The organism is Klebsiella aerogenes (assembly GCA_029027985.1).
GTDB classification, from domain to species: domain Bacteria; phylum Pseudomonadota; class Gammaproteobacteria; order Enterobacterales; family Enterobacteriaceae; genus Klebsiella; species Klebsiella aerogenes_A.
Genome location: CP119076.1, coordinates 1,145,697 through 1,165,699 on the forward strand (window position 1 = coordinate 1,145,697; position 20,003 = coordinate 1,165,699).

Sequence of the window (20,003 nt, forward strand, 5' to 3'; positions counted from 1 at the left end):
CATCCCTTTTTCACTCAGCTCTGAAATAAGTCCTTCCGTGGCTGCTCGTTTCTGATACGAAGCGGGCCGCCAGGATTTTTTGTTTATATTTGAGTCTATTCCAGGTTTAAGGTCGTGTTAATAACATTCCTAATGTTGCTATTAAATTTTCGGCAATTCTATTTTTATTTTCTCCGAGACCATACGAGGGCCGTTATCAATTATATATAAAATCGAATTGGTAATACTATGCTTTAACTCTATCATTTCTTTTACGTCAATTTCAAATTTTGCAATGTACATTATTGAGGCGAATGTGTGGTAATCTAAAGCAGTAAGAGCCATATATAGAGAAAAATTGTATTGCTCAATCCATTGAGCTTCTTCCATTCCGCTTACATTTGCTGTAATTCTAGCCATTAATTTATTTAGAGAGTCTTCCGCGTCATTATGTGCCTGAGAACATAAGGCTGCATAAATGGTTCTATATCCTACTTCTTGTCCTATTTCTTTGAAACGTTCAAAAATACTGGGCCATTTTAAACTAACTATATCGAAATCAATGTTGCTTAATGCAAATGATGTTTTTAGTGCATATTCATAATGATCTAAAGTGTGATCTTTATCGGAAATTTTCTGTAGATGATCAGCTTTAACCTCCTCAGAATATGTAGAATCTTCAATACTGCGCCTCCAGTTTTGATTCTGTTTGCGTTCAGTTTCTAAGTGATTTTTGAAGTAGGAAATTTGCTTGGTCATTGAATCACCAAGACTTATGTAGTGTAAATTAACACTACCCTCTATTGCTGTTCTGCAAAGGGCTTCACATGATGGAATTTGACCAATCAAAAAAGCACCAAATACCCCACAACAATATTCATAATTTCTTCTATACATATCATGCATTGATGGCCAATGAACTTCGTTGACAAGTTTTTCTTCGTTTTCTCGACAAGAACACTCAATGATTTTATTTAGTTTTTCGAGATAATATAACCCATCGTGCAAAGGTTCATTTAACTCCATGCTTTCTGAAATGGCCCTTTTTCTTATGAATTCTTTGACGAGAATGTGCATTATTACCTCGAGTTTGTAATATTAATTAACCGGTAAATTTAATGGTTAATGGAGATTATAATAATTAATGTATTACTTTTTTCCGATAAATGCAATAATTGGGAGTTCTCCCTTTTTTAATTTATGCATTTTTCTGTCAGAGTTTATAGGTTCTTTTTTTTGAAGATCGTTGTCTTATTTTTCGTGATGAAAATCACTAAAGGATAAATGGTTTTTCTAGTGATTAATATGATCATTTCATATAGTATCGATACCTCCGTATCGTTTAGCATATTGATGTTCATACCACCGAATATTTTTGATGACCCTATATATGCATAGCTTCGAATTGTCTTGATACCATTGAGTTGATTGCTCTCTCTATTAATGGCTAAGTTCAACTTCCGCTTCTCACAACTCGTAGCAGCCCTGGTTGATACCGTGGGCTGCTTGGTGCCAAAAGAGTAGTTGTTTAACTTGCTTCGACCTAAAGCCTAAATTATACGTAAAGGCTATAACTTACGCATTCTGCATCCGAATTGCGGCCTCAATTTTCTTGTGCAGCGGAATATGGGACGTATTGTATTTATCAGCGGAATAATTGTGTAGATCAGGACATGATAGCATATTAAGAACCTTAAATATAAACATGCTAGTATTTACCGAGGACATCAGGATGTATTCAATACATTCCTTATAACGTCCACACAAACTTAGTATAAATGTTATATCATCCGGTCTCTGGATCTTGTAATTTTTCTCTTCAACGCCGACCAACCACGCAGTAGACTGGTGAGCAGGGTGTACTACTTGACAAAGTTCAGCATATAGACTTTTGAGGGGAAGAGCCTCGCTATCTAACTGAGCAATATAATCGCTGGCTGTTTTTGCTTTATGACTCTTAGGTGCATCTTCATTATTCATTAACTTACGTGCATAAGCGAAATGAATCAAGCTATCTTCCAACTCTTCGCTTACTACTCGCTTCTGTGTTGGACGACGTAGAAGCGCGTCTTCAATATGGCTAAATATTTGCGCAATAGTGAGAGGCACCGAGCCTAAGGCATCGTATGTATCGGTCGCACACTCAAGGATACCTCTAAGGCCAGAACAAAAAGCAATGTAATTTGGCTTGACAATCGAACTGTCATGGCAAAGTTCGTACCATTTATCATGCCTGATGAGATTGGAGGCCGCAGCCCAATGTGAGCGATACAATATCTCAATCCAATACACATAGTTTGAATCAATTTTGTTCAATAACTTAAAATCATCAAAGGTTAAAAACTGATAATTTTTATTATATGAAGCCTTAAGTAGCTCTTGAATTATTGTAGGGTATATGTCCCCAGACACTCCAAAAATATCTTTCACCGAAGCTTTCACAGCAACCCCTCTTTTTCTAATTTAGTTGAGTAGTAATTTGACGCCTAATATTATGTCAATGAACTCAATAATACTACTTTCCCAATTTTTTGCATTATTGATCACCAATACCTTTCTATATTAATTTTCCGAGAAACTCGTGGGCATAGCCACGGACCGGTTCCCTGTAGATCAACACGTGTCAATGTTAGTCATGCCTTCATTACCTTTGCGATAACTTCCGCTTCTCGCTCATTGCGGACCATCAGCTCAGTTGCTTGGTCCACTTCTCACCAAAAACGAAGTTGTTTTTTTGCCAAGTTGAAAGTTGACTACTGAATTATCTGTTAAACCCGTAGCTATTAAGATTCAGTTATCGTATATGAAACCATTCTTTATATGTGGAAAAAAGAGTCGAAGAACGACCCATTTATGCTCATTCGAAAACCGGATCGCCGTCGCCGGGCAAAAAATCATCTGCAGGTTTTACCGTAACATCAATTACAGACGGATCGTATTTCATTGCCAAGAAGCGCTCGCGATAGAGGTGGTAAGCCGCATCACAGACGTTGCTGGTGAAATAGGCGTTATAACCTCCACCAACGGCCGCACCTGCGATAGGGATCGTTTGGGCCAGTTTTGCTTTGGTGAGGCGAATCCCCAGGCTGTTGGCTATCTGCCTAATAATCTTCACAAACACTTGTTTTTCTAATTCTTCCCAGACTACTTTCTTTGCGACCTGCTGCGATATTTTTACCAGCTGCGCCATAGCGACGTTTTTCGCCATAGTCGATGAAGCAGAAGAGAGCCCCAATATGTTAAAGGCAAAAAGTCGTTCTTCCTGACGGGTGATATCAAAACCGTAATATGTCGCGTATTCTCCAATGGCTCGCAGATTCAATGTAATGAGGGTAGGTATATCGATGGTCATCCCTGCAATCCCCATCACACCTGCGCCTGCACCTTCCGCCAATGCGATGCCCTTGTATTTAGCAGCCAGCCAGCCGACAGTTTTATCGATGTCCTCGAGGCGTAGCGTTTCAATATCTTCGTAGTGATTGATGTGGACATGCCCGTCATTACGAAACTCTTCGAAAATCGCCTCTGGTCGCACTGACCACAGCGCGGCATCGTTACAGACACCCACCAGACCCTGTACAGAAGATTGAATGGCTTCGCCGACGACAGGCGTTGAAAGAACCATCTCTCCGGCGCTGTTTAGAGGTTTGCTGATTAATTCAAATGATTTAGCTAGAAAACCTCGCTGTGGGTTTTTCCAGTCGTGGATTTGCTGAAGTGCATTTTTGTCGTAAGCGATCAGTTCCATTTTATCTCTTGCCTGAAGTCATCAGTGTTTGTATGACGTGAATTTGATAATAATGTATCGGCAATAAAAACGCATAGATGAGTAATTTAAAGTTTTTTTTGAAGATAGGTCGCAAAAAGAAAGGGAGGGTCTAGCAGGATGCAAGATTGTGAGGTTCATCGATGAAAAAGATCATTTTGACATGTTAAAGCTCTATGACTTGCATTTACGATTATATAACGTCCGCTTCTCGCTCATAAGGGACAACCATACTCAAATCTCCCACATTGCAGGAGATTTGAGTATGAACACGTCACCGTGGAACAAAGACCGTATCATAGGCCAAAAAAGACCACTTCAGATATCTCATATCTGGGGTATCCGAATCCGACTTGAACTGGAAGGTAAAACTCGCGATTTAGCTCTGTTCAACATGGCCCTGGACAGTAAGCTTCGAGGCTGTGATCTGGTCAAACTCAAAGTATCTGATGTTGCATATGGTAGCTCTGTTTCAAGCAGAGCAACGGTGTTGCAACAGAAAACCGGTAGCCCTGTGCAATTTGAGATAACCAAAGGGACAAGAGAAGCTGTTGTTGCATTGATACAGCTTAGCAATTTGCACAGTAAAGACTTCTTGTTTCGGTCTAGGGTCGGAACTAACCAGCACATTTCAACCCGGCAATACAACCGAATCTTTCATGGGTGGGTAGAAAAGCTTGGTCTCGAAGATTCGCTTTACAGCACACATTCCATGAGAAGAACAAAACCTTACCTGATCTACAAGAAAACCAAGAATCTCCGGGTGATCCAACTTCTGTTGGGTCATAAGAAACTGGAAAGCACAGTCCGTTATCTGGGCATTGAAGTCGATGATGCGTTAGAGATTTCTGAATCGATTGAAGTCTAAGGTAGTCAGGGCTGCAACAGCAGCCCTGTGCCAACAGCGGAAGTTTAATATGTCCTCTTATGCTAGTTTACTCAAGTTCTGACACGATAAATCTGGGACTGCAAGGAGTCATAGGTGGAAGCATTTACAGTACGGCGCATAAGTGAGAGCGATCTGGACGATTTCAGGAAATTGAGGCTGGAGGCTTTACGGCTTCACCCTGAGGCCTTTGGCGCATCTTATGAAGAATGCAGCCAGAAACCACTGCAGTTTTTTGCCGAACAACTACGAACCAGTCATGTCTTCGGCGGTTTTGATGTTCATAACAACTTGCAGGGCATGATTGGCGTGAACAGAAGCCCCTTACCAAAGCTGAGTCATGTTGCGAATATCTGGGGGATGTATGTTCGTGCCGAGAAGAGAGGTTCCGGGCTAGCAGCCAGACTCATGGACAAGGCGCTGGAAACCGCCTGTTCAGCCAAAACAATTAAACTGTCAGTAGTTACAACCAACCGGGCTGCATATGCGCTTTATCGCTCCTTCGGATTCACCGAGTGGGCGACTGATACTGCTGCGCTATGCGTTGATGGGGAGTTTCATGACGAATTTCTGATGAGACGCGACTCGTAACGGTCTATGTCCGCTTTTCGCTCACAGCGGACCTTCAGCTTAGATAACTTGCTTGCTTCGTGCCTAGAACGGACGTTGAGAACATTATGATGTGGCTTTATCGGAGCATATCAATATCGTTTACATTGCTAAACTCAACGAGATATATGCAACCTGAATACGGAGCACTTGATGATTACCACACATGTTTTCATCGCGGTCAGTCTTGATGGTTATATCGCTCGACAGGATGGCGATATCAACTGGCTGTTGAAGCGCGATGACCCGACAGAAGATCATGGCTATGCCGCATTCATCGCGGACAAAGATTGGATCATTATGGGGCGAGGCAGCTATGAGAAAGTGCTGACTTTTGACGAATGGCCTTATGATCAACCTGTGCTGGTGCTTTCCCGACAGCTAACCGATATTCCCGTGCCAGAGGCGCTGAAGGGCAAAGTGCAGTTTTCATGCCGCACGCCAGGGGAGGCTCTTGCTGACCTGATGGAGAAAAACGTGCACAGGGTCTATATCGATGGTGGGCAGTTAATACAGTCGTTCCTGCGCGAGGGTCTGGTCGCGACTAATACACGTTATCACTACCGTTCCTGTCCTGCTCGGTTCGGGAAAACCGCTGTTCGGAGTACTGCCCCATGATATCGATCTGACGCTATTATCCAGCCGCAGCTTCCCTTCAGGTCTGGTGCAATCGCACTATCGACTGACGTCATAAGCTGAATCTAAGCACAGTGGTGACCTCCGCTACAGCGAGAGCATGCCCCACGACCTTGCTTCAGTTCACTGAAAAAGCAGTCATCAGAAAACGGGTCTACAAACCTGAGGTCTGGCTCGTGTCGATATCTTCGATGACATTGACGTGTTCAACAATCGGAGACGGCGGTAAAGCCATATTGGGGCGTCAGTACAGAGACATTTGAACAGTCTCCGTCGTGAGGACTGAATTTGTCTACCGTTCCCCTCCCCAAATCCCGCACTTCTCTCCCTTACCCTTAAAGGCCTTTAAAGGCCCTTTAGCGAGCTTTTGCGGGCATAGCATTATTCGAGCCAAAGTTGGCTGAAATCCGGCCATCCCAGCGTATTTAAATCCCGCCAGGTAAATGACTTCTCGGTCGCAAATTCCATCCAGTGATGCAGCAAAGGAATGACATATCGCTGATGGGTAATCTCGTGGAAAAAGGCGGCAATCGTAGCGAACGCCTGTTCATCGTCGCTGTTCAGAATCGCCGGTAACAGCGCGTTCAGGTTTTGTCGCTGGGCTTCAGGCAAGCGTGTAAACAGCGTGGTGGACGCCAGCCATTCCAGAAAAGCCGGAACCGAAAGGGTATCAAGCATAAAGTTGCTAAGCCAGATATCCGCGGGAGGGCGCGGCTGGCTGTTAAAGCTGTCAAATGCGTCGATCCGTATTTCGGCGCGAATATGCCAGCGCTCAAGCAGGATGCGAATTGCTCCGGCAAGCTCCACCAGTTCCGGTTGCTGAAAGGTGCTGATGATGACCGGTTGACGCAGGTTAAACGGCGCGGTGACCCCGCCAAAATCCACCGGGCGGTGGTTCCACTGCGGTAGCATACCCTGAGCCACGGAGAGAATGCGCGCATATTCGTCGGGAAGCTGCGTCTGGCTGAGGAGTTCGACAGGTTGTAGCAGGTAATTTATAAACCGTCTTCCGGCCTCATCTGCGAAGGCCCCGTCACCGTCGAGCAGCACAAAGCAGCACCCCTGCTCCAGACTGCGCTCGTTGAGCGGGCGGTCATCCTGCGCCTCTTCGCCCCGCAGCAGGGGAATAAAGCTCATGCTGATATGCTCCGGAGCCCAGGTGAAAATGGTGATCTCATCCAGTCCGGGCCGCGCCTGGTGCCAGTGTTGATTGCGCCGCAGAACCATAAAGTTGTCGCTGTGCTCCTGCAGGTGGAAAGCGCCGGTACAGCGGATGTGTCCGTGCTGGTAATCGAACAGCATCGTCGGCTGGGTGGCGAGCAGGCAGTCTAGACGTCTGACCGGATGATGCGTTTCAATCACCAGATGCCAGGGGGCGTCTGCGGTGATGGTTTTGATTGGGCTGAAAAGCGGGGCGAATTGCGGGCTCTGGCTGGCGGCAAGCAGGCAGCGCTGAACGGCGCAGGCATCCAGTTCGCTGCCATCGGCAAAGCGGGCGGTAGATTTCAGCCAGAACTCCCAGCGGGTAAAGTCCTCGTTGTGGGTCCAGTAGTGGGCAATATCGGGGACGATCCTGCCCTGAACGGCGTCATAGCGCGTCAGTCCGCTGAGGCACTGGCGCAGGAGATGGCGTTCGGTCCGCCGCAGGGGGACGAGCGGGTTAAGCGGATCCAGATTGCGGTAGTAGGGGATGCGCACCCGCGTTTCGCTGCTTTTATCCTGTACCCCAAAGCGCCACAGGCTCAGGCGATCCAGCAGATACTTGTCGTTGCCGATAAAGCGCAGCACGTTGCCGTAATCCTGCTTCTCCAGCAGCTTATTGACGTTCTGGCTGAACAGCTTTTCCGGCGAGGTTAACAGGTGGAGCCGTGAGCGCTTGCCGCGTCCGCGCTGGGGCTGCCAGTCGAGCCATTTTTCCAGATGCATCTTCTTCAACGCAATCCGGCAGTTACGCACCGAACAGCCGAAGATGGCGGCGATCTCCTGCATCTGTAATTCGTGCGTCTGACCTGCGCCGTAGCGGGCGTGCAGCCTGCGAAAATGCGCCTCGAAGATACTCATATGATGGCCTCCCGCCGAACGCGATTTCCTCTTTTATCCCTTTCTGATGGCTTCTGGCGTGATTGTCCTCATAAATTTTCCGGTTTTAAGCGAAAACCGGAAATAACTTTCGTCTTTGATTGCTGTTTTTTTAATCATCTCAGGTTCGGATACTGAAGGTGTTCGGAGCAGAACCTGCTGTTGTGCGAATCCCTGTCATAAAGACGCGCTCAGGAGATCGAGATGAAAAGATTCAACCTTCTGCAAATGTTACAAAGCATCGGGCGATCGTTAATGATCCCCATTGCCATGCTGCCTGCCGCCGGTATTTTGCTGGCCTTCGGCATCAGCTTTCAGGATCCCAATATTGTCGCCAGCCTGCCGTTTCTCGGCGCTGACTGGCTGGTTCACGTGCTGAAGCTAATGGCGGAAGCGGGCAGTGCGATTTTCGCTAACCTGCCGCTGCTGTTTGCGGTCGGCGTGGCGGTGGGGCTCAGTGACGATCAGGGCATTGCCGGGTTGTCGGCGATCGCCGGTTTTTTGATTATGAACGTGACCATCGGCCAGTTTCTGGGGATCACGCCCGAGTCGGTGGCGCAGGTGCGTGACTACACGATGGTGCTGGGCATCCCTTCGCTCCAGACCGGCGTGTTTGGCGGCATCATCATCGGGATTATTGCCGCCTGGCTGTATAAACGCTATTACCGCATTCAGCTTCCTTCGTGGCTGGAGTTCTTTTCCGGAAAGCGCTTCGTGCCGATAGTCACCTCCTTCGCCGCGCTGTTTGTCGGGCTGGTGATGGCGGTGGTCTGGCCGCCGGTTCAGCATCTGATTAATGGCCTGTCGAATACCATGACGGTGCAGGGGGCGGGCGTGTCCGCCTTCCTGTTTGGTTTTGTCGAGCGGCTGCTGATCCCGTTTGGTCTTAACCATGTCTGGTGGCCGACGTTCTGGCTGCAGTTTGGCGAGTACGTGAACAAAGCCGGGCAGGTGGTACATGGCGACCAGCTTATCTTCTTTGCCCAGTTGAAAGATCAGGTACCGATTACCGCTGGAACCTTTATGGCCGGGCTGACGCCGATCAAGATGTTCTGCATTCCGGCGATAGCGCTGGCGATTTATCGCTGCGCCAGCCCGGAAAACAAAGCGCGAGTGAAGGGCATTATGCTCTCCGGCGCGATCACCTCCATCGTCTGCGGCATCACCGAGCCGATTGAGTTCTCCTTCCTGTTTGTTGCGCCCGTACTGTATGGCATTCACGCCGTCCTGGCGGGGCTGGTGTTCCTGCTGATGGAGTGGTTCAGCGTGCACATCGGGCTCTCTTTCTCCGGCGGGCTTATCGACTATCTGTTCTTTGGCGTCCTGCCGCGCGCGCCTCACTGGTACATGGTGTTCCCGGTCGGGCTGGTGATGGGCGTGGTGTACTACGTCCTGTTTACCTTTGCCATCCGCCGCTGGAATTTGCTGACGCCGGGGCGTGAAGTCGAAGAAAGCACTGTGGCGCAGGAAAACGAACAGAACGACCTCGTGAGCGGCATCATTCTGGCCTATGGCGGGCTGGGGAATATGACCAGCATCGAAGCCTGCATGTCACGTCTGCGCATTGACGTGATGGATAAGACGCTGGTGGACAAAGCGCTGCTGAAACAGCTTGGCGCGGCGGGCGTCGTCGAGGTCGGGAACAATATTCAGAGCGTATTTGGCATGAAATCCGATCGGCTGAAAGAGGCGATCCGCGCGATTAAAGCGCATCCGGTTTCCGGACATTGTGAACCCATACACTAAATAATTCGAGTTGTAGCAAGGCGGCAAGCGCGTGAGTTCCCGGGAGCATAGATAACTATGTGACCGGGATGAAGGCGCGCAGCCAACGCAGCAACAACTTGAAGTATGACGTGTATACAGGAGGCAAAAATGAAACAGCTACACCACAGCGGCCTGCCGCTGTACCTCGATGACGACGGCGTGATGGCGCTGAAACCGCCGCTAAACTATCTCGGCTTTGGCCGCAAAAGCGCCGGGCAGATGGCGGTAGTCTTACCGGAGTTCACCGAAGCGTTATGCGATGAACCGGCTTACGATGTTTATCGCGGCTTGTGCTTTCCGGAGGATCAGGAACGGCTTGCCGCTGATCAGTATCAGTACGACATCACCATCATCATGCCGGGAACGATTGGCAAGGAGCGCAAGAAAACCAGCGGTCACTATCACGGCTATAACGATACGCGGCGCAACACCCATCCGGAAGTGTATGAAGTGATTAAGGGCACTGCGGCGTATATCCTGCAAAAGTCGCCGGATTTTGCCGTTGAGCCAAAAGATCTGCTGGTGGACGATCTTATCGTGGCGGTGGTGAAGGAGGGGCAGAGCATTATCGTGCCGCCGAATTACGGCCACTGCTCTATCAATATCGGCGACGGGCCGCTGGTATTCAGCAACCTGGCCTATAAACCCTGCGCGGTTCACTACGACACGGTGCAGTTTTACCACGGTATGGCCTGCTACATCGTGGAGGAGAACGGGCAGCTCTGCGTGCGCAAGAATCATTACTACCCGCATATTCCGCACATCAAATTCGCCACCGTCAAAGAGAATCCGCATCTTGGCATCACCTTCGATACGCCGCTTTACCAGCGCTATCGCGCCGCACCGGAACGTTTCCACTTTCTGGGGCATGTCGATAACTATGTCCGGGAAATCATGGGGATGCTCGAGTATCAGGAAGATTTATTCCCGCTCTGCCAGGAGGACGCATGATGGAAACGCAATCTGTTGCAGGCGTTGCCTGTACTGACCTGCATCAGGCGATGGCGCGGATTGATGGCGCTGCTCTGGCGCGTCTGGATCAGGCCATCGCTGAAGCGAACATGGTGTTTGTTTTTGGTGCAGGGCGCTCGCTGTTAATGCTGAAAGCTTTTGCGATGCGCCTGATGCATATCGGCCTGAAGGTGCATGTTGTCGGAGATGTGGTCACGCCTGCGTTGCAAAAAGGCGACCTGCTGCTGCTTGCCAGCGCATCGGGCGAAACGGCTTCGCTGGTGAATGTGGCTACGAAAGCAAAGCAACTGGGCGGCACAGTGGCCCTGCTGACCATTTTCCCCGAGTCCTCGCTGGGGAAACTGGCTGATGTGGTGGTCAGGATCCCGGCCTATACCGACAAACTGCCGGATGGACCCGATAACGTGAAAGGTATTCTGCCCGGCGGCAGCCTGTTTGAAGAGGCCGTCATGGTGCTGGGCGACGCCATGATTGTGAATCTGGCGCAGTCGACGGGATATCGCTTAACCAAAGGTTTTGCGCTACACGCCAACCTCGAATAAGTCATTCGACACAAGGAAACCAACATGAAATTACAGCTTGCCCTGGACGAGTTAACCCTGCCTGAAGCGCTGGTATTTATTGATAAGGTGGTTGACGACGTTGATATTATTGAAGTGGGAACCCCCTTTCTTATTCGGGAAGGTGTGAACGCAATTAAAGCCATTAAAGAAAAATATCCGCATAAAGAAGTGCTGGCGGATGCGAAAATTATGGATGGCGGCCATTTTGAATCGCAACTGCTTTTCGACGCCGGGGCAGACTATGTCACGGTGTTAGGCGTGACCGACGTGCTGACGATCCAGTCGTGCATCCGCGCGGCAAAAGAGGCCGGAAAGCAGGTGGTGGTGGATATGATCTGCGTCGACGATCTCCCCGCGCGGGTTCGCCTGCTGGAGGAGGCGGGCGCGGATATGCTGGCGGTACACACGGGCACCGACCAGCAGGCGGCGGGGCGCAAGCCGATAGATGATTTGATAACGATGTTGAAGGCGCGCCGGAAAGCCCGGATTGCCGTGGCAGGCGGCATCAGCAGCCAGACGGTGAAGGACTATGCGCTGTTAGGCCCGGATGTTGTGATTGTGGGATCAGCGATCACGCATTCGGCGGATCCGGCTGGTGAGGCGAGGAAGATTTCGCAGGTGTTGTTGCAGCATCACTGAGGTGAAGGCGCAGGGGGAACTCTGCGCCTGATTTCCTGATTACAGTTGTACATACAATTTAATCATTCTGGGCAATGTATTCATTTATTCGACTTCAGCGAGAACCTTGATATTTTCTGGATCTTGAGTGCTTTCTTGAGGCGCAACAACTTCATAGCCAGCGCGCTTTACCATCCATAGAAAAGTGTCCAGGGAGGCTATATGTTCATCTTTTCGAATCTGGCGAACATTGGTAACAACACCATTTTCAATGGTTAATGAAATATTGATAGCTTCATGCTCAGTTTCCATTATTTAATCCTCATATAGTGGCTTTCAGATAGTTTTATCGAGTTGGCGCGGAGAGGCTTTCATGCGCCCGAACAAAACTATCCGCTCATCCAATTTTTATAATGTGTGGTAGCGCAAACAAATAGTCGGAAAATTTTGCGATTTTTTATAAAGAATAATTTTTTATATGTATCGAAGGAAATATAGGGCATGAAATAAATAACATTATCCAAAACACGGTAGTCAGTTGGTTCGACAGAGAAAAACGTATGCTTTCCCTAAATATACTAAGTATGTGAATATTGCTGTGGCAAAGCATACGCGTATTACTATTCCAGCAGATGGAGGTTGGTACACTTGGTTTGATAGTGGGAGCGTGACGTCTGATTTTATGGTGACGCGTGGATAGAGCTTAATAAAATCGTACGAAACTGGCGCAGAGAACTATCCGCGCCAGTAGCTCAAATTTTTTCAGGCTTTCCGCTCTTCAGACTGCGATGCACCGCTTCGCAAATCCGGCTTACCGCCAGCCCGTCCTCTGCCGTCACCGGGTACGGAGACCGGTTCCTGACCGCCCGCACAAAGTCGTTTATAGGATCGATACCGAAACCGCTGGCGACACCGTTGCGGTAGTTGATGAAGTAGCTGTTGGGCGTGAGCGTCATGCCCGGCGTGATGATTTCCAGCCCGCGATGTTGGGAGGTGCTGCGGATATAGGTTGCCTCGCAGAGAATATCGATACGCCCGTCGTTGTCCTTCGGAAAGCCCTCCGGTAGCACCCACGAGTTTTCCACCACCCACGAACTGCCGTCTGCCATCGTCAGCAGGCTCTGCACGCTGTCGAAGGTTTCTATGCCGCATTCAACCATCAGCCGCTTCTGCCCGATGGCATACACCGACACCACTTCCTGGCCGGAAAGGTGGCGCACCAGGTCAAAGCAGTGTGAGCCAAGAAACCACACCGGAGAGCTTGCGCCCGCCCAGTTCAGCCACTGCGTCGGGACCGTTATCACGTCATCCATACTGATATGCCCGCGCAGGATGCGCCCGGCCTCCGGCTTCTCCAGTTCAGCCTTAATGCGCATCACCGCCGGGTCCCAGCGTTTGTGGAAATCGACGCCGACCAGTAGGTCCCGCTGCCGCGCCGTCTCCACGATAAGCTCACACTCGCGTACCGAGGTGGCGAGCGGTTTCTCCGCCAGCACATGTTTGCTGTGGCGCAGGGCGGTGAGGATGGATTCGGTGTGGTACGGGTCTGGCGTCGCCACCGAAACGATATCAATGGCTTCCTGTTGCAGTAACCGATCCAGCCGAGTGTAGCCCTGGACGCCGTATGCCATAGACAGATCATCGCAGCGTTCTTCGTCTGTTTCGCAGATGGCGACCAGCACCGTGTCCGGGTTATGGCGGTACGCATTCATATGGTGCTTGCCGTAGATGCCTGCGCCCACCACGGCGGCTCTGATTTTGTTCATATATGAGTCCTCAGAATAAACCCAGGGAAAACAGCCAGCCGACTATGACCGCCAGCGGTCCGGTTAACTGACGCGAGAGCAGAAAGGCGGGGACGCCCTTCGCGATGGTCTCTGGCTTCGCCTCCTGTATGGAGAGTCCCACCGGTACGAAGTCGCAGCCGACCTGCACGTTGATGGCGAACAGCGCGGGCAGGGCGAAGGCCGGGGATATCGCACCCGCGCCAATCTGGGTGCCAATCATCACGCCAATCACCTGCGAGATGGCCGCGCCCGGCCCGAGCACCGGGGAGAGGAACGGAATGCCGCAGATGAGTGACAGCACCACCAGCCCCCACAGCGAGTTCGCCAGCGGCGTCAGGGCATGGGCAATCAGGCTGCCGAGCGCGGTCTCCTGCACCAGCGCTATCAGCAGCGAGACAAAGGCCATAAACGGGATAACGTTGCGCAGCGACACGTCCACCGCCTCGCGGCTGGCGGCGAACAGCAGGGCGATAACATGGCCGACGGCGGTGCCTGTCTTTTCAACCATACGTACCAGTTTTTCCGCGCCACGTGCAGGTGGCGGTGCGGTGATAACCCGTGGTGCAGGCTCCTGAGTCGTTTCAGGTTTACCATCCGGGGCTTCGGCGGTATCTACCAGAACCAGTTGCTCCATGGTGACGCCGGAGACGTAGTTATCCTCGTTAATAAACTGCGCCAGCGGCCCGGCGCGCCAGGTGGGGAGCACGTTGATGGTCGGGATACCCTTTTGCGGATAGAGGCCGCAGCGCAGGGACCCGGCGCAGTTAATCACCACGCACAGGATGTCGTTATCCGGTGGAATGTCTGAGAAGCCGTTGACGATTTCCGATTCGGTGAGTGCGCCGATTTCTATCGCCACCGGATGGATTTCGCGTCCGGTCAGCGACAGCACCTTTTTGCCGCTCCCTGTGGGCAGCCACAGCCCCTTGCCGTAGCCGCCGGGACCTGGCGGAATAAGCACCGTGTTCATGGGCGTCCCTCCTCAATCACCAGATTGCCGTGGAGGTCGCGCAGGTTTGGCACCGAGCCGGAGAGATGAACCGCGCCGACGTGGCAGGGATTCAGGTCACCGTTAAACACCAGCGTCAGGTGGCCGAGTTCAAACAGCGCCTGCTGTGCCCCCTTGCCGACGGCAGTCACCAGATAATCGTGCCCCGCCAGCAGCAGGCGGTCGCCGGGGAGTATCATCAGGCTCTCTTCCCGGAACGACGGCTCCAGCGACAGCGAGTAATCGAGGCAGTCCTTCGGCCCGTTGCTGTCGAAGGTGATGAGCATTTTGTCGGTCAGGCCATCGGCGACGAACAACCCGATAGCGACGATACGTGCACAGTAAATCATCATGGCGAATTCCCCCGCTTGCTGAGCCGCAGGAACAGGTACTCGGTGATAATCCCGCGGATTAAACCAATCAGCATGGCGGCAGCGATATAACGCAGCGCCAGCGAGGTGGCGGGCAGGCCGAGCGCCTTAACCCCGGCGGCGACGCCGAGCCAGACGAACAGCTCCGACGGCACCACGTGGGGAAACAGGCTGGTGAGGGGATGGGCAGTGGTACCGAGGGCATCTTCATAACCAGGCTTGCTCTTTTCGGGCAGGAGTTTGCCTAAAGTGAGCGCGCCGGGGCTGCTCATAAAAAACCAGCCGAGTACCGGCAGTACGCCGTAGGTGAGAATGCGCGAGCGGCCGAGCAGGGCGGCGACTTTCTCCATCCGTACGGTGCCGACCAGCTTCATCAGGAAGTTGATGGCCAGCAGCAGACAGATAAGCATCGGGATAAGCCCCGTCATCATGTCGAGGAAGATTTTGCCTGCGGCCTGGAATACATGAATAAACGCCTCAGCGAGGCTGACTGTCCACATAAGGAGTCCTCCGGGTAAAAGGCCCGGAGCGCACAGACTTATCGGACAGAGGTTAAGACATGACAGGCGTAAGCGTCTGGGGCTCCGGTAATGGCGATAAACAGCTATGGCTCATACTGCTTTCTTTATTATCCCCGCTTGTGGCGTGTTTTTGTGAACTGAGCTGTTTTCAGGGCGAGCGGATGCGTGGCAATTCAGCCCTGAGTGTGCGATGCTCAGTAGTTGGGTTTGCAGAGGGTGATAGTCTGCAATTTGTACAGATTACTATAACACAAGAAAGTTAAGTTCAAACAAAAATATTAACTTTCTTCTTTATTGGTGATCTTTAATTACTTTTTGAATATCAAAGAGTTGTTCTTCTGGTTAGATTGATGGACAAAACAGAAAGCAAGAATCGCGAAGAAGATCACAAAATCCAGTTTGGCAGACGCCTGGCGCAGGCCATGCTGCTGACAAAACATACCAATGCCTCATTGGCCCAAAAGATTGGGGTCAGTGAACCAATGGTTAAGAAGTATGTGGATGGGCAAAATCTTCCTAAGGCTGATGTGTTGCTTAAGATCGCCCGTGCGACAGGTATCAGCACGGCATGGTTACTTGAAGAGCAGGAAGATACTCAAGCTTCGGAAGGCTCTGCTGAAAAAGATCTTGAATTTCTAAACGACATGTTCAAATTTTTATCGGCAATGCAGCGTAAAATAGTCCTGAAACAAGTATCTGAAACGATAACAAAGTTGCTTGAACAGGAAGAAAAATACCTCGCGAAGAAGCAGGATTGAATTCGAATATTCGACTTGAAATGACACGACTACGATACAGGGCTAAACTTAATCGGAGAAATAATTCCGTTCCAAAAGAGGATTATATTAATATAAAATAATAAATGAAGGGGGAATTTGTAAACATATTGAAGTTTAAGGTTGTTGAAATATCTAACATAGTGATGTAATTATATAGTGGTGAAAATGTGAATAATACGGATATTGTAGATGCTGTTAAATCTGGAATGAAAAAATCAGCTGGCGTCACTTATTTAATGAATTTTAGTTCTGGTGGGCAAATAAATACAGAGTATGTGGCTACTGTATCTATAGGTCTTGCTTTAGTCGAAAGTGAATGTTTTTGCTATGATGATGACAAGGTCATATTTGAATATCCTACAGGCGAATTTATCAGTGCAACAGTACCTGTCTTGAAAAGGCTTGAACCTAACAATATATTCTCCAAACACATTGTTAGAGAAAATGCGAACACAACAAGATCTGGAAGGATAGATATCGCTATATTGGACAGTAGATCATGTTTCGATATACCTAAATGTGCTATTGAAGTAAAAGGAGATAATCCTGCTAAAAACCTCCTAATCTCTGATATAAGAAGAAATTTTGAATATTTTAAACATACGGGGCCTACAGGAACTTCAACTCTGGAATTAGCATTAAATTGTTCATTTCATTCATATAATGCATCAACAAAGAAAAATTATTGCATTACAACCCAACACAAGGAAGATAGGATAAGAACATTAAAGAGTAAATATAAAAAATACATAAATGCATTAAGGCATGAAATCCCAAGTGGAGTTTCTTTTAAAATTGATGTTTTTACAGCAACAAGTTTTTTATTGAGGCCTGATGCCGAACAAGATGAATACGAATTACATATGGATAACCTGCATTTGACTCTTGGTGTTATAGTTATATTTGAACGCAACTTGATATCTAATTAATATCGCTTAGTGCTTGCGATGACTTTTTCTATTAATTATAGGTGGCTACTATGTTGCTATATTTTTATTAGGTTTGTTGATGTGAATAGCTAGATGCAAATTTAAAATACAGTCCATATTAGTCATGGTCATGATTTTCTGATTATAGAATATGTTAAGGTTTGAATAATTGGAAAGACTCAAACATCCTTTCCCACTCATAGCTGATTGTCAGATTTCACTGTGTATTATATGAGAAGCACTTACGTTAAGTCTAAGCTAATACAAATAATTATTGCTGCTAGGCTTTTAGATTTTTCAAAATTACAATTTGCCGCTTGTTGTTCTTTAGGGGCAAGCCCGTTCCCCCTTATTCTCCCTTCCTTTCGGCCTTTGCCTTTTCAGTCCCTTTTCGCCATTTTCATTTCTTCTGTTTTTGAGGTGGTACAGGTGGGACAAGTGGTACAACCGCGCCAGCCGTGGCTTTGCGCTGTACCACCTGAAAAATACCAGCCTGAAAAGTGGGACAGACTCAGCAACGGCTGTCCCACCCTGTACCACTTTTTTTAAACCAAATTCTGTAATGTGGGACGCTGAAACCCGCGCCAGCTCTGCGTGTACCACTTGTCCCACCCTGTACCACCTTTTTTTAAGACTCGCGAGACTGCACTCAGATACTGAGGATGCGGGAGGTAAGGCGGTAGACCCTGGCTTTGCCGATCTCCGGCAGGCGAACCTGCGACTGGTATTTCCCGTCGCTGCCGGGCAGCAGGCATTCTGCTTCCAGACATAACCTGGCCGCTCTGGTGGGACTGAATCCCCGACACATTTCCCGCCAGCCCTCCGGCAGGATGTGAAACAGTGTGTGCTCTTCACCCGTCAGCGGATCTTTTTCCACCCGGCGAAAGCCTACCATATTCAGCGGGCGGTCCGGGCCATCCCACGAGGCAAAGCGGCTGTACTGGTGCGCGGTGATAAACCGCTTGATCTGCGCCAGCACGCCTTCATCCTCCTGGTTGGCGATATGGCCGCGTTCATTCAGCCAGGCGTGCAGGCAGATCTGCACCGCCTCATACGCCGTGCCTTCCTGCCAGCCCGTGATGCCGTGCAGCGTCGCTATCTCCCCGGCCACCGCCAGCAGGGCAAAACGGGCCACGATGCGCTGCACCTGGTTTCCGGCGTTGTCCGGCATCAGGGCGGTCTGGTAACGGCGAAGTAACTCTCTTGCCAGTGTGGTGCTGGCGTCCATGTCGCGGGTGAGGAAGGCCAGCCAGGCACGAAAGGCGGTGCCGTGAAAGCGGGCCACCCGGTCGCAGAGGGCATCGGCAAATTGCTGGCCGCTGGCAAAGCCTTGCAGCTGCTCAAACGCGCCATGCTGCCCGGTATCGCTGGGGATTTGTACCATGCGCACATCCATTCCGGCGTAGAGGCGCTCCCCGGCTCGCTCGGTATGTTCCGCCAGCGACAGCTCCCCGGTGGAGAACAGCAGCAGCGTCCAGTGCCTGCGGTTACGCACTTCGCCGTCGGTGCGGGCGTGCCCCTTGCCCTGACCGTTCGCCAGCATATAGGCAATCATCCCGGCCTCACGCGGGTCCACTTCGCGCAGTTCATCAAGTGGCAGCAGGGCATCGTTGTGGCGGCTGGCAATTCCCTCCAGCGCATTTCCGGTGGCCCGCCAGGAGTGCCAGTAATCCGTGCCACCGCAGACGGAAGCGGCCACTTTCATCACCGTGGTCTTGCCATCGGTGGACTCACCGCGCAGGTGGAAACCCCCGCCACCCGTTCCGGTCAGGCGCAGCAGCGGGGCGGCCAGCGCACAGCAGACGGCAAAGACCAGACGCGAGTTGCCTGCACAGAGCGCGGCGACCTGCTCCTGCCATTCCGCCAGCGTACCGGCCTGCGCAAAGCCGCCGGTCAGATAGTGGCTGCCCTGGAGGATGACGTTGTCGCCACCGGGACCGATAACCTCATCCGGCAGCACGTACACGCCGTTGTGCCAGCCGGTTTTCTCCACGCAGGTGACCCGGCGTCCGGGGAGTGACCGCGAGATGTATTCGCACAGCAGGCTGCGCAGGGCGGGGCGGGTGGAGATATAGGTCAGACCGTTCTCCAGCAGGATGCGCCGCAACTCCTCGCCGTTGCCGCTGAGCATCGCCATCGGCATGGCCCAGCGCCGCAACTGCCCGGTGGTGGTGTGCCATTCCAGCAGTCGGCCATAGCTGCCGTCATGGCTGTCGTAGGTGATGGCGGTGACGCGCAGAGGGGAACAAATGCGCTGGGGCTGGACATCGCTTTCACCGTCGCGTCGTTCGGTCAGCTTATCAAACCACAGCGCTTCTTCATCGAGGCGGAAGTGATCCGGCAGGATGTCAGAAGGCCTTTCCTGTCGCAGGCGTGCAAGCTGACTGCTCCAGTCTTCCAGTACCTCACCATCAGGGGTCATCAGCCGGGCCATCTGCACGCCCGCGTGCGCCAGTTTTACGGCGATTTTCAGCAGGTCTTCTTCGCGAATATCGCCGGTGCGCAGTACCCGGACGTAGAGCGTGTCGGGCCTGATAATGGTCAGGTTGGCCAGATCCTCCAGTTCATCCGGGCCGAGTACCACCGGAGTAATATCATCTTCCCGGTCAGGATCTTTTCGCCATACGCGTGAGGTTTCCCATGCCAGGCTTCCGGCAAGGATCACCACTTCGAGTGTGCGGTCGGGAGACTGCTTGTTGAGAAAAGGGGCTCGTTTCATGATGGAGTATCAGTCGGCTCATCCCTGAGCGTGG

The 20,003-nt window shown here is 50.7% G+C and carries 18 protein-coding genes and 1 pseudogene; 9 read left to right on the forward strand and 10 right to left on the reverse strand.

Annotated features, from left to right (window positions below; genetic code table 11):
* Positions 1-141: 141 nt before the first annotated feature.
* The 3 genes from PYR66_05540 to PYR66_05550 all read right to left on the reverse strand — a co-directional run bounded on the left by PYR66_05540 (position 142) and on the right by PYR66_05550 (position 3,727).
* On the reverse strand, positions 142-1,056 hold the full coding sequence (locus tag PYR66_05540) for a DUF5677 domain-containing protein (protein WEF29188.1): 915 nt from the start codon (positions 1,054-1,056) through the stop codon (positions 142-144).
* A 498-nt stretch (positions 1,057-1,554) separates the two neighbouring features.
* A complete protein-coding gene (locus PYR66_05545) occupies positions 1,555-2,421 on the reverse strand; it encodes a hypothetical protein (GenBank protein ID WEF29189.1) in 867 nt (288 codons plus the stop codon).
* Between the two features lie 415 nt (positions 2,422-2,836).
* Positions 2,837-3,727 (reverse strand): EcsC family protein, encoded by an 891-nt coding sequence (locus PYR66_05550; protein ID WEF29190.1) that lies wholly within the window; start codon positions 3,725-3,727, stop codon positions 2,837-2,839.
* A 283-nt stretch (positions 3,728-4,010) separates the two neighbouring features.
* On the opposite strand from PYR66_05550, the gene PYR66_05555 reads away from it, so the two are divergent.
* The 3 genes and pseudogenes from PYR66_05555 to PYR66_05565 all read left to right on the forward strand — a co-directional run bounded on the left by PYR66_05555 (position 4,011) and on the right by PYR66_05565 (position 5,934).
* The gene (locus tag PYR66_05555) at positions 4,011-4,613 is read left to right on the forward strand and encodes a site-specific integrase (GenBank protein WEF29191.1); all 603 of its coding nucleotides are present in this window, start codon (positions 4,011-4,013) and stop codon (positions 4,611-4,613) included.
* Between the two features lie 114 nt (positions 4,614-4,727).
* Positions 4,728-5,222, forward strand: a complete 495-nt coding sequence (locus PYR66_05560) for a GNAT family N-acetyltransferase (GenBank protein ID WEF29192.1) — start codon at positions 4,728-4,730, stop codon at positions 5,220-5,222.
* 171 nt (positions 5,223-5,393) lie between these two features.
* Positions 5,394-5,934 (forward strand): annotated as a pseudogene (locus PYR66_05565) (dihydrofolate reductase family protein).
* A 323-nt stretch (positions 5,935-6,257) separates the two neighbouring features.
* Here the strand turns inward: PYR66_05565 and PYR66_05570 are convergent.
* A complete protein-coding gene (locus tag PYR66_05570) occupies positions 6,258-7,937 on the reverse strand; it encodes an SgrR family transcriptional regulator (protein WEF29193.1) in 1,680 nt (559 codons plus the stop codon).
* A 222-nt stretch (positions 7,938-8,159) separates the two neighbouring features.
* Between PYR66_05570 and ptsG the strand changes: the two genes are divergently transcribed.
* From ptsG to hxlA, 4 genes are all read left to right on the forward strand, one after another.
* The gene (gene ptsG / locus PYR66_05575; protein WEF29194.1) at positions 8,160-9,701 is read left to right on the forward strand and encodes a glucose-specific PTS transporter subunit IIBC; all 1,542 of its coding nucleotides are present in this window, start codon (positions 8,160-8,162) and stop codon (positions 9,699-9,701) included.
* Positions 9,702-9,830: 129 nt separating this feature from the next.
* The gene (locus tag PYR66_05580) at positions 9,831-10,673 is read left to right on the forward strand and encodes a glucose-6-phosphate isomerase family protein (protein ID WEF29195.1); all 843 of its coding nucleotides are present in this window, start codon (positions 9,831-9,833) and stop codon (positions 10,671-10,673) included.
* Positions 10,673-11,236, forward strand: coding sequence for a 6-phospho-3-hexuloisomerase (gene hxlB / locus PYR66_05585; GenBank protein ID WEF30363.1), 564 nt, complete (start codon positions 10,673-10,675; stop codon positions 11,234-11,236). The genes PYR66_05580 and hxlB overlap by 1 nt, the downstream gene beginning before the upstream one ends.
* Positions 11,237-11,260: 24 nt before the next feature.
* A complete protein-coding gene (hxlA, locus tag PYR66_05590; GenBank protein WEF29196.1) occupies positions 11,261-11,896 on the forward strand; it encodes a 3-hexulose-6-phosphate synthase in 636 nt (211 codons plus the stop codon).
* Between the two features lie 84 nt (positions 11,897-11,980).
* Here the strand turns inward: hxlA and PYR66_05595 are convergent, their stop codons facing one another.
* The 5 genes from PYR66_05595 to PYR66_05615 form a co-directional block, all read right to left on the reverse strand.
* Positions 11,981-12,187 (reverse strand): hypothetical protein, encoded by a 207-nt coding sequence (locus tag PYR66_05595; protein ID WEF29197.1) that lies wholly within the window; start codon positions 12,185-12,187, stop codon positions 11,981-11,983.
* A 440-nt stretch (positions 12,188-12,627) separates the two neighbouring features.
* Complete coding sequence (locus PYR66_05600) at positions 12,628-13,641, reverse strand: Gfo/Idh/MocA family oxidoreductase (protein ID WEF29198.1); 1,014 nt, start codon at positions 13,639-13,641, stop codon at positions 12,628-12,630.
* A 10-nt stretch (positions 13,642-13,651) separates the two neighbouring features.
* Positions 13,652-14,632 carry a PTS glucitol/sorbitol transporter subunit IIB gene (locus tag PYR66_05605; GenBank protein ID WEF29199.1) on the reverse strand — a complete coding sequence of 327 codons (981 nt, stop codon included), beginning with the start codon at positions 14,630-14,632 and terminating at the stop codon, positions 13,652-13,654.
* Complete coding sequence (locus tag PYR66_05610; GenBank protein WEF29200.1) at positions 14,629-15,003, reverse strand: PTS glucitol/sorbitol transporter subunit IIA; 375 nt, start codon at positions 15,001-15,003, stop codon at positions 14,629-14,631. Before PYR66_05610 ends, PYR66_05605 begins: the two co-directional genes overlap by 4 nt.
* Positions 15,000-15,521, reverse strand: a complete 522-nt coding sequence (locus tag PYR66_05615) for a PTS glucitol/sorbitol transporter subunit IIC (protein WEF29201.1) — start codon at positions 15,519-15,521, stop codon at positions 15,000-15,002. The genes PYR66_05610 and PYR66_05615 overlap by 4 nt, the downstream gene beginning before the upstream one ends.
* 371 nt (positions 15,522-15,892) lie before the next feature.
* On the opposite strand from PYR66_05615, the gene PYR66_05620 reads away from it, so the two are divergent.
* Positions 15,893-16,300 carry a helix-turn-helix transcriptional regulator gene (locus PYR66_05620; GenBank protein WEF29202.1) on the forward strand — a complete coding sequence of 136 codons (408 nt, stop codon included), beginning with the start codon at positions 15,893-15,895 and terminating at the stop codon, positions 16,298-16,300.
* 188 nt (positions 16,301-16,488) lie between these two features.
* Complete coding sequence (locus tag PYR66_05625; GenBank protein ID WEF29203.1) at positions 16,489-17,250, forward strand: hypothetical protein; 762 nt, start codon at positions 16,489-16,491, stop codon at positions 17,248-17,250.
* 649 nt (positions 17,251-17,899) lie between these two features.
* Here PYR66_05625 and PYR66_05630 read toward each other — a convergent pair.
* Positions 17,900-19,969 (reverse strand): DUF927 domain-containing protein, encoded by a 2,070-nt coding sequence (locus PYR66_05630; protein ID WEF29204.1) that lies wholly within the window; start codon positions 19,967-19,969, stop codon positions 17,900-17,902.
* Between the last annotated feature and the right edge of the window lie 34 nt (positions 19,970-20,003).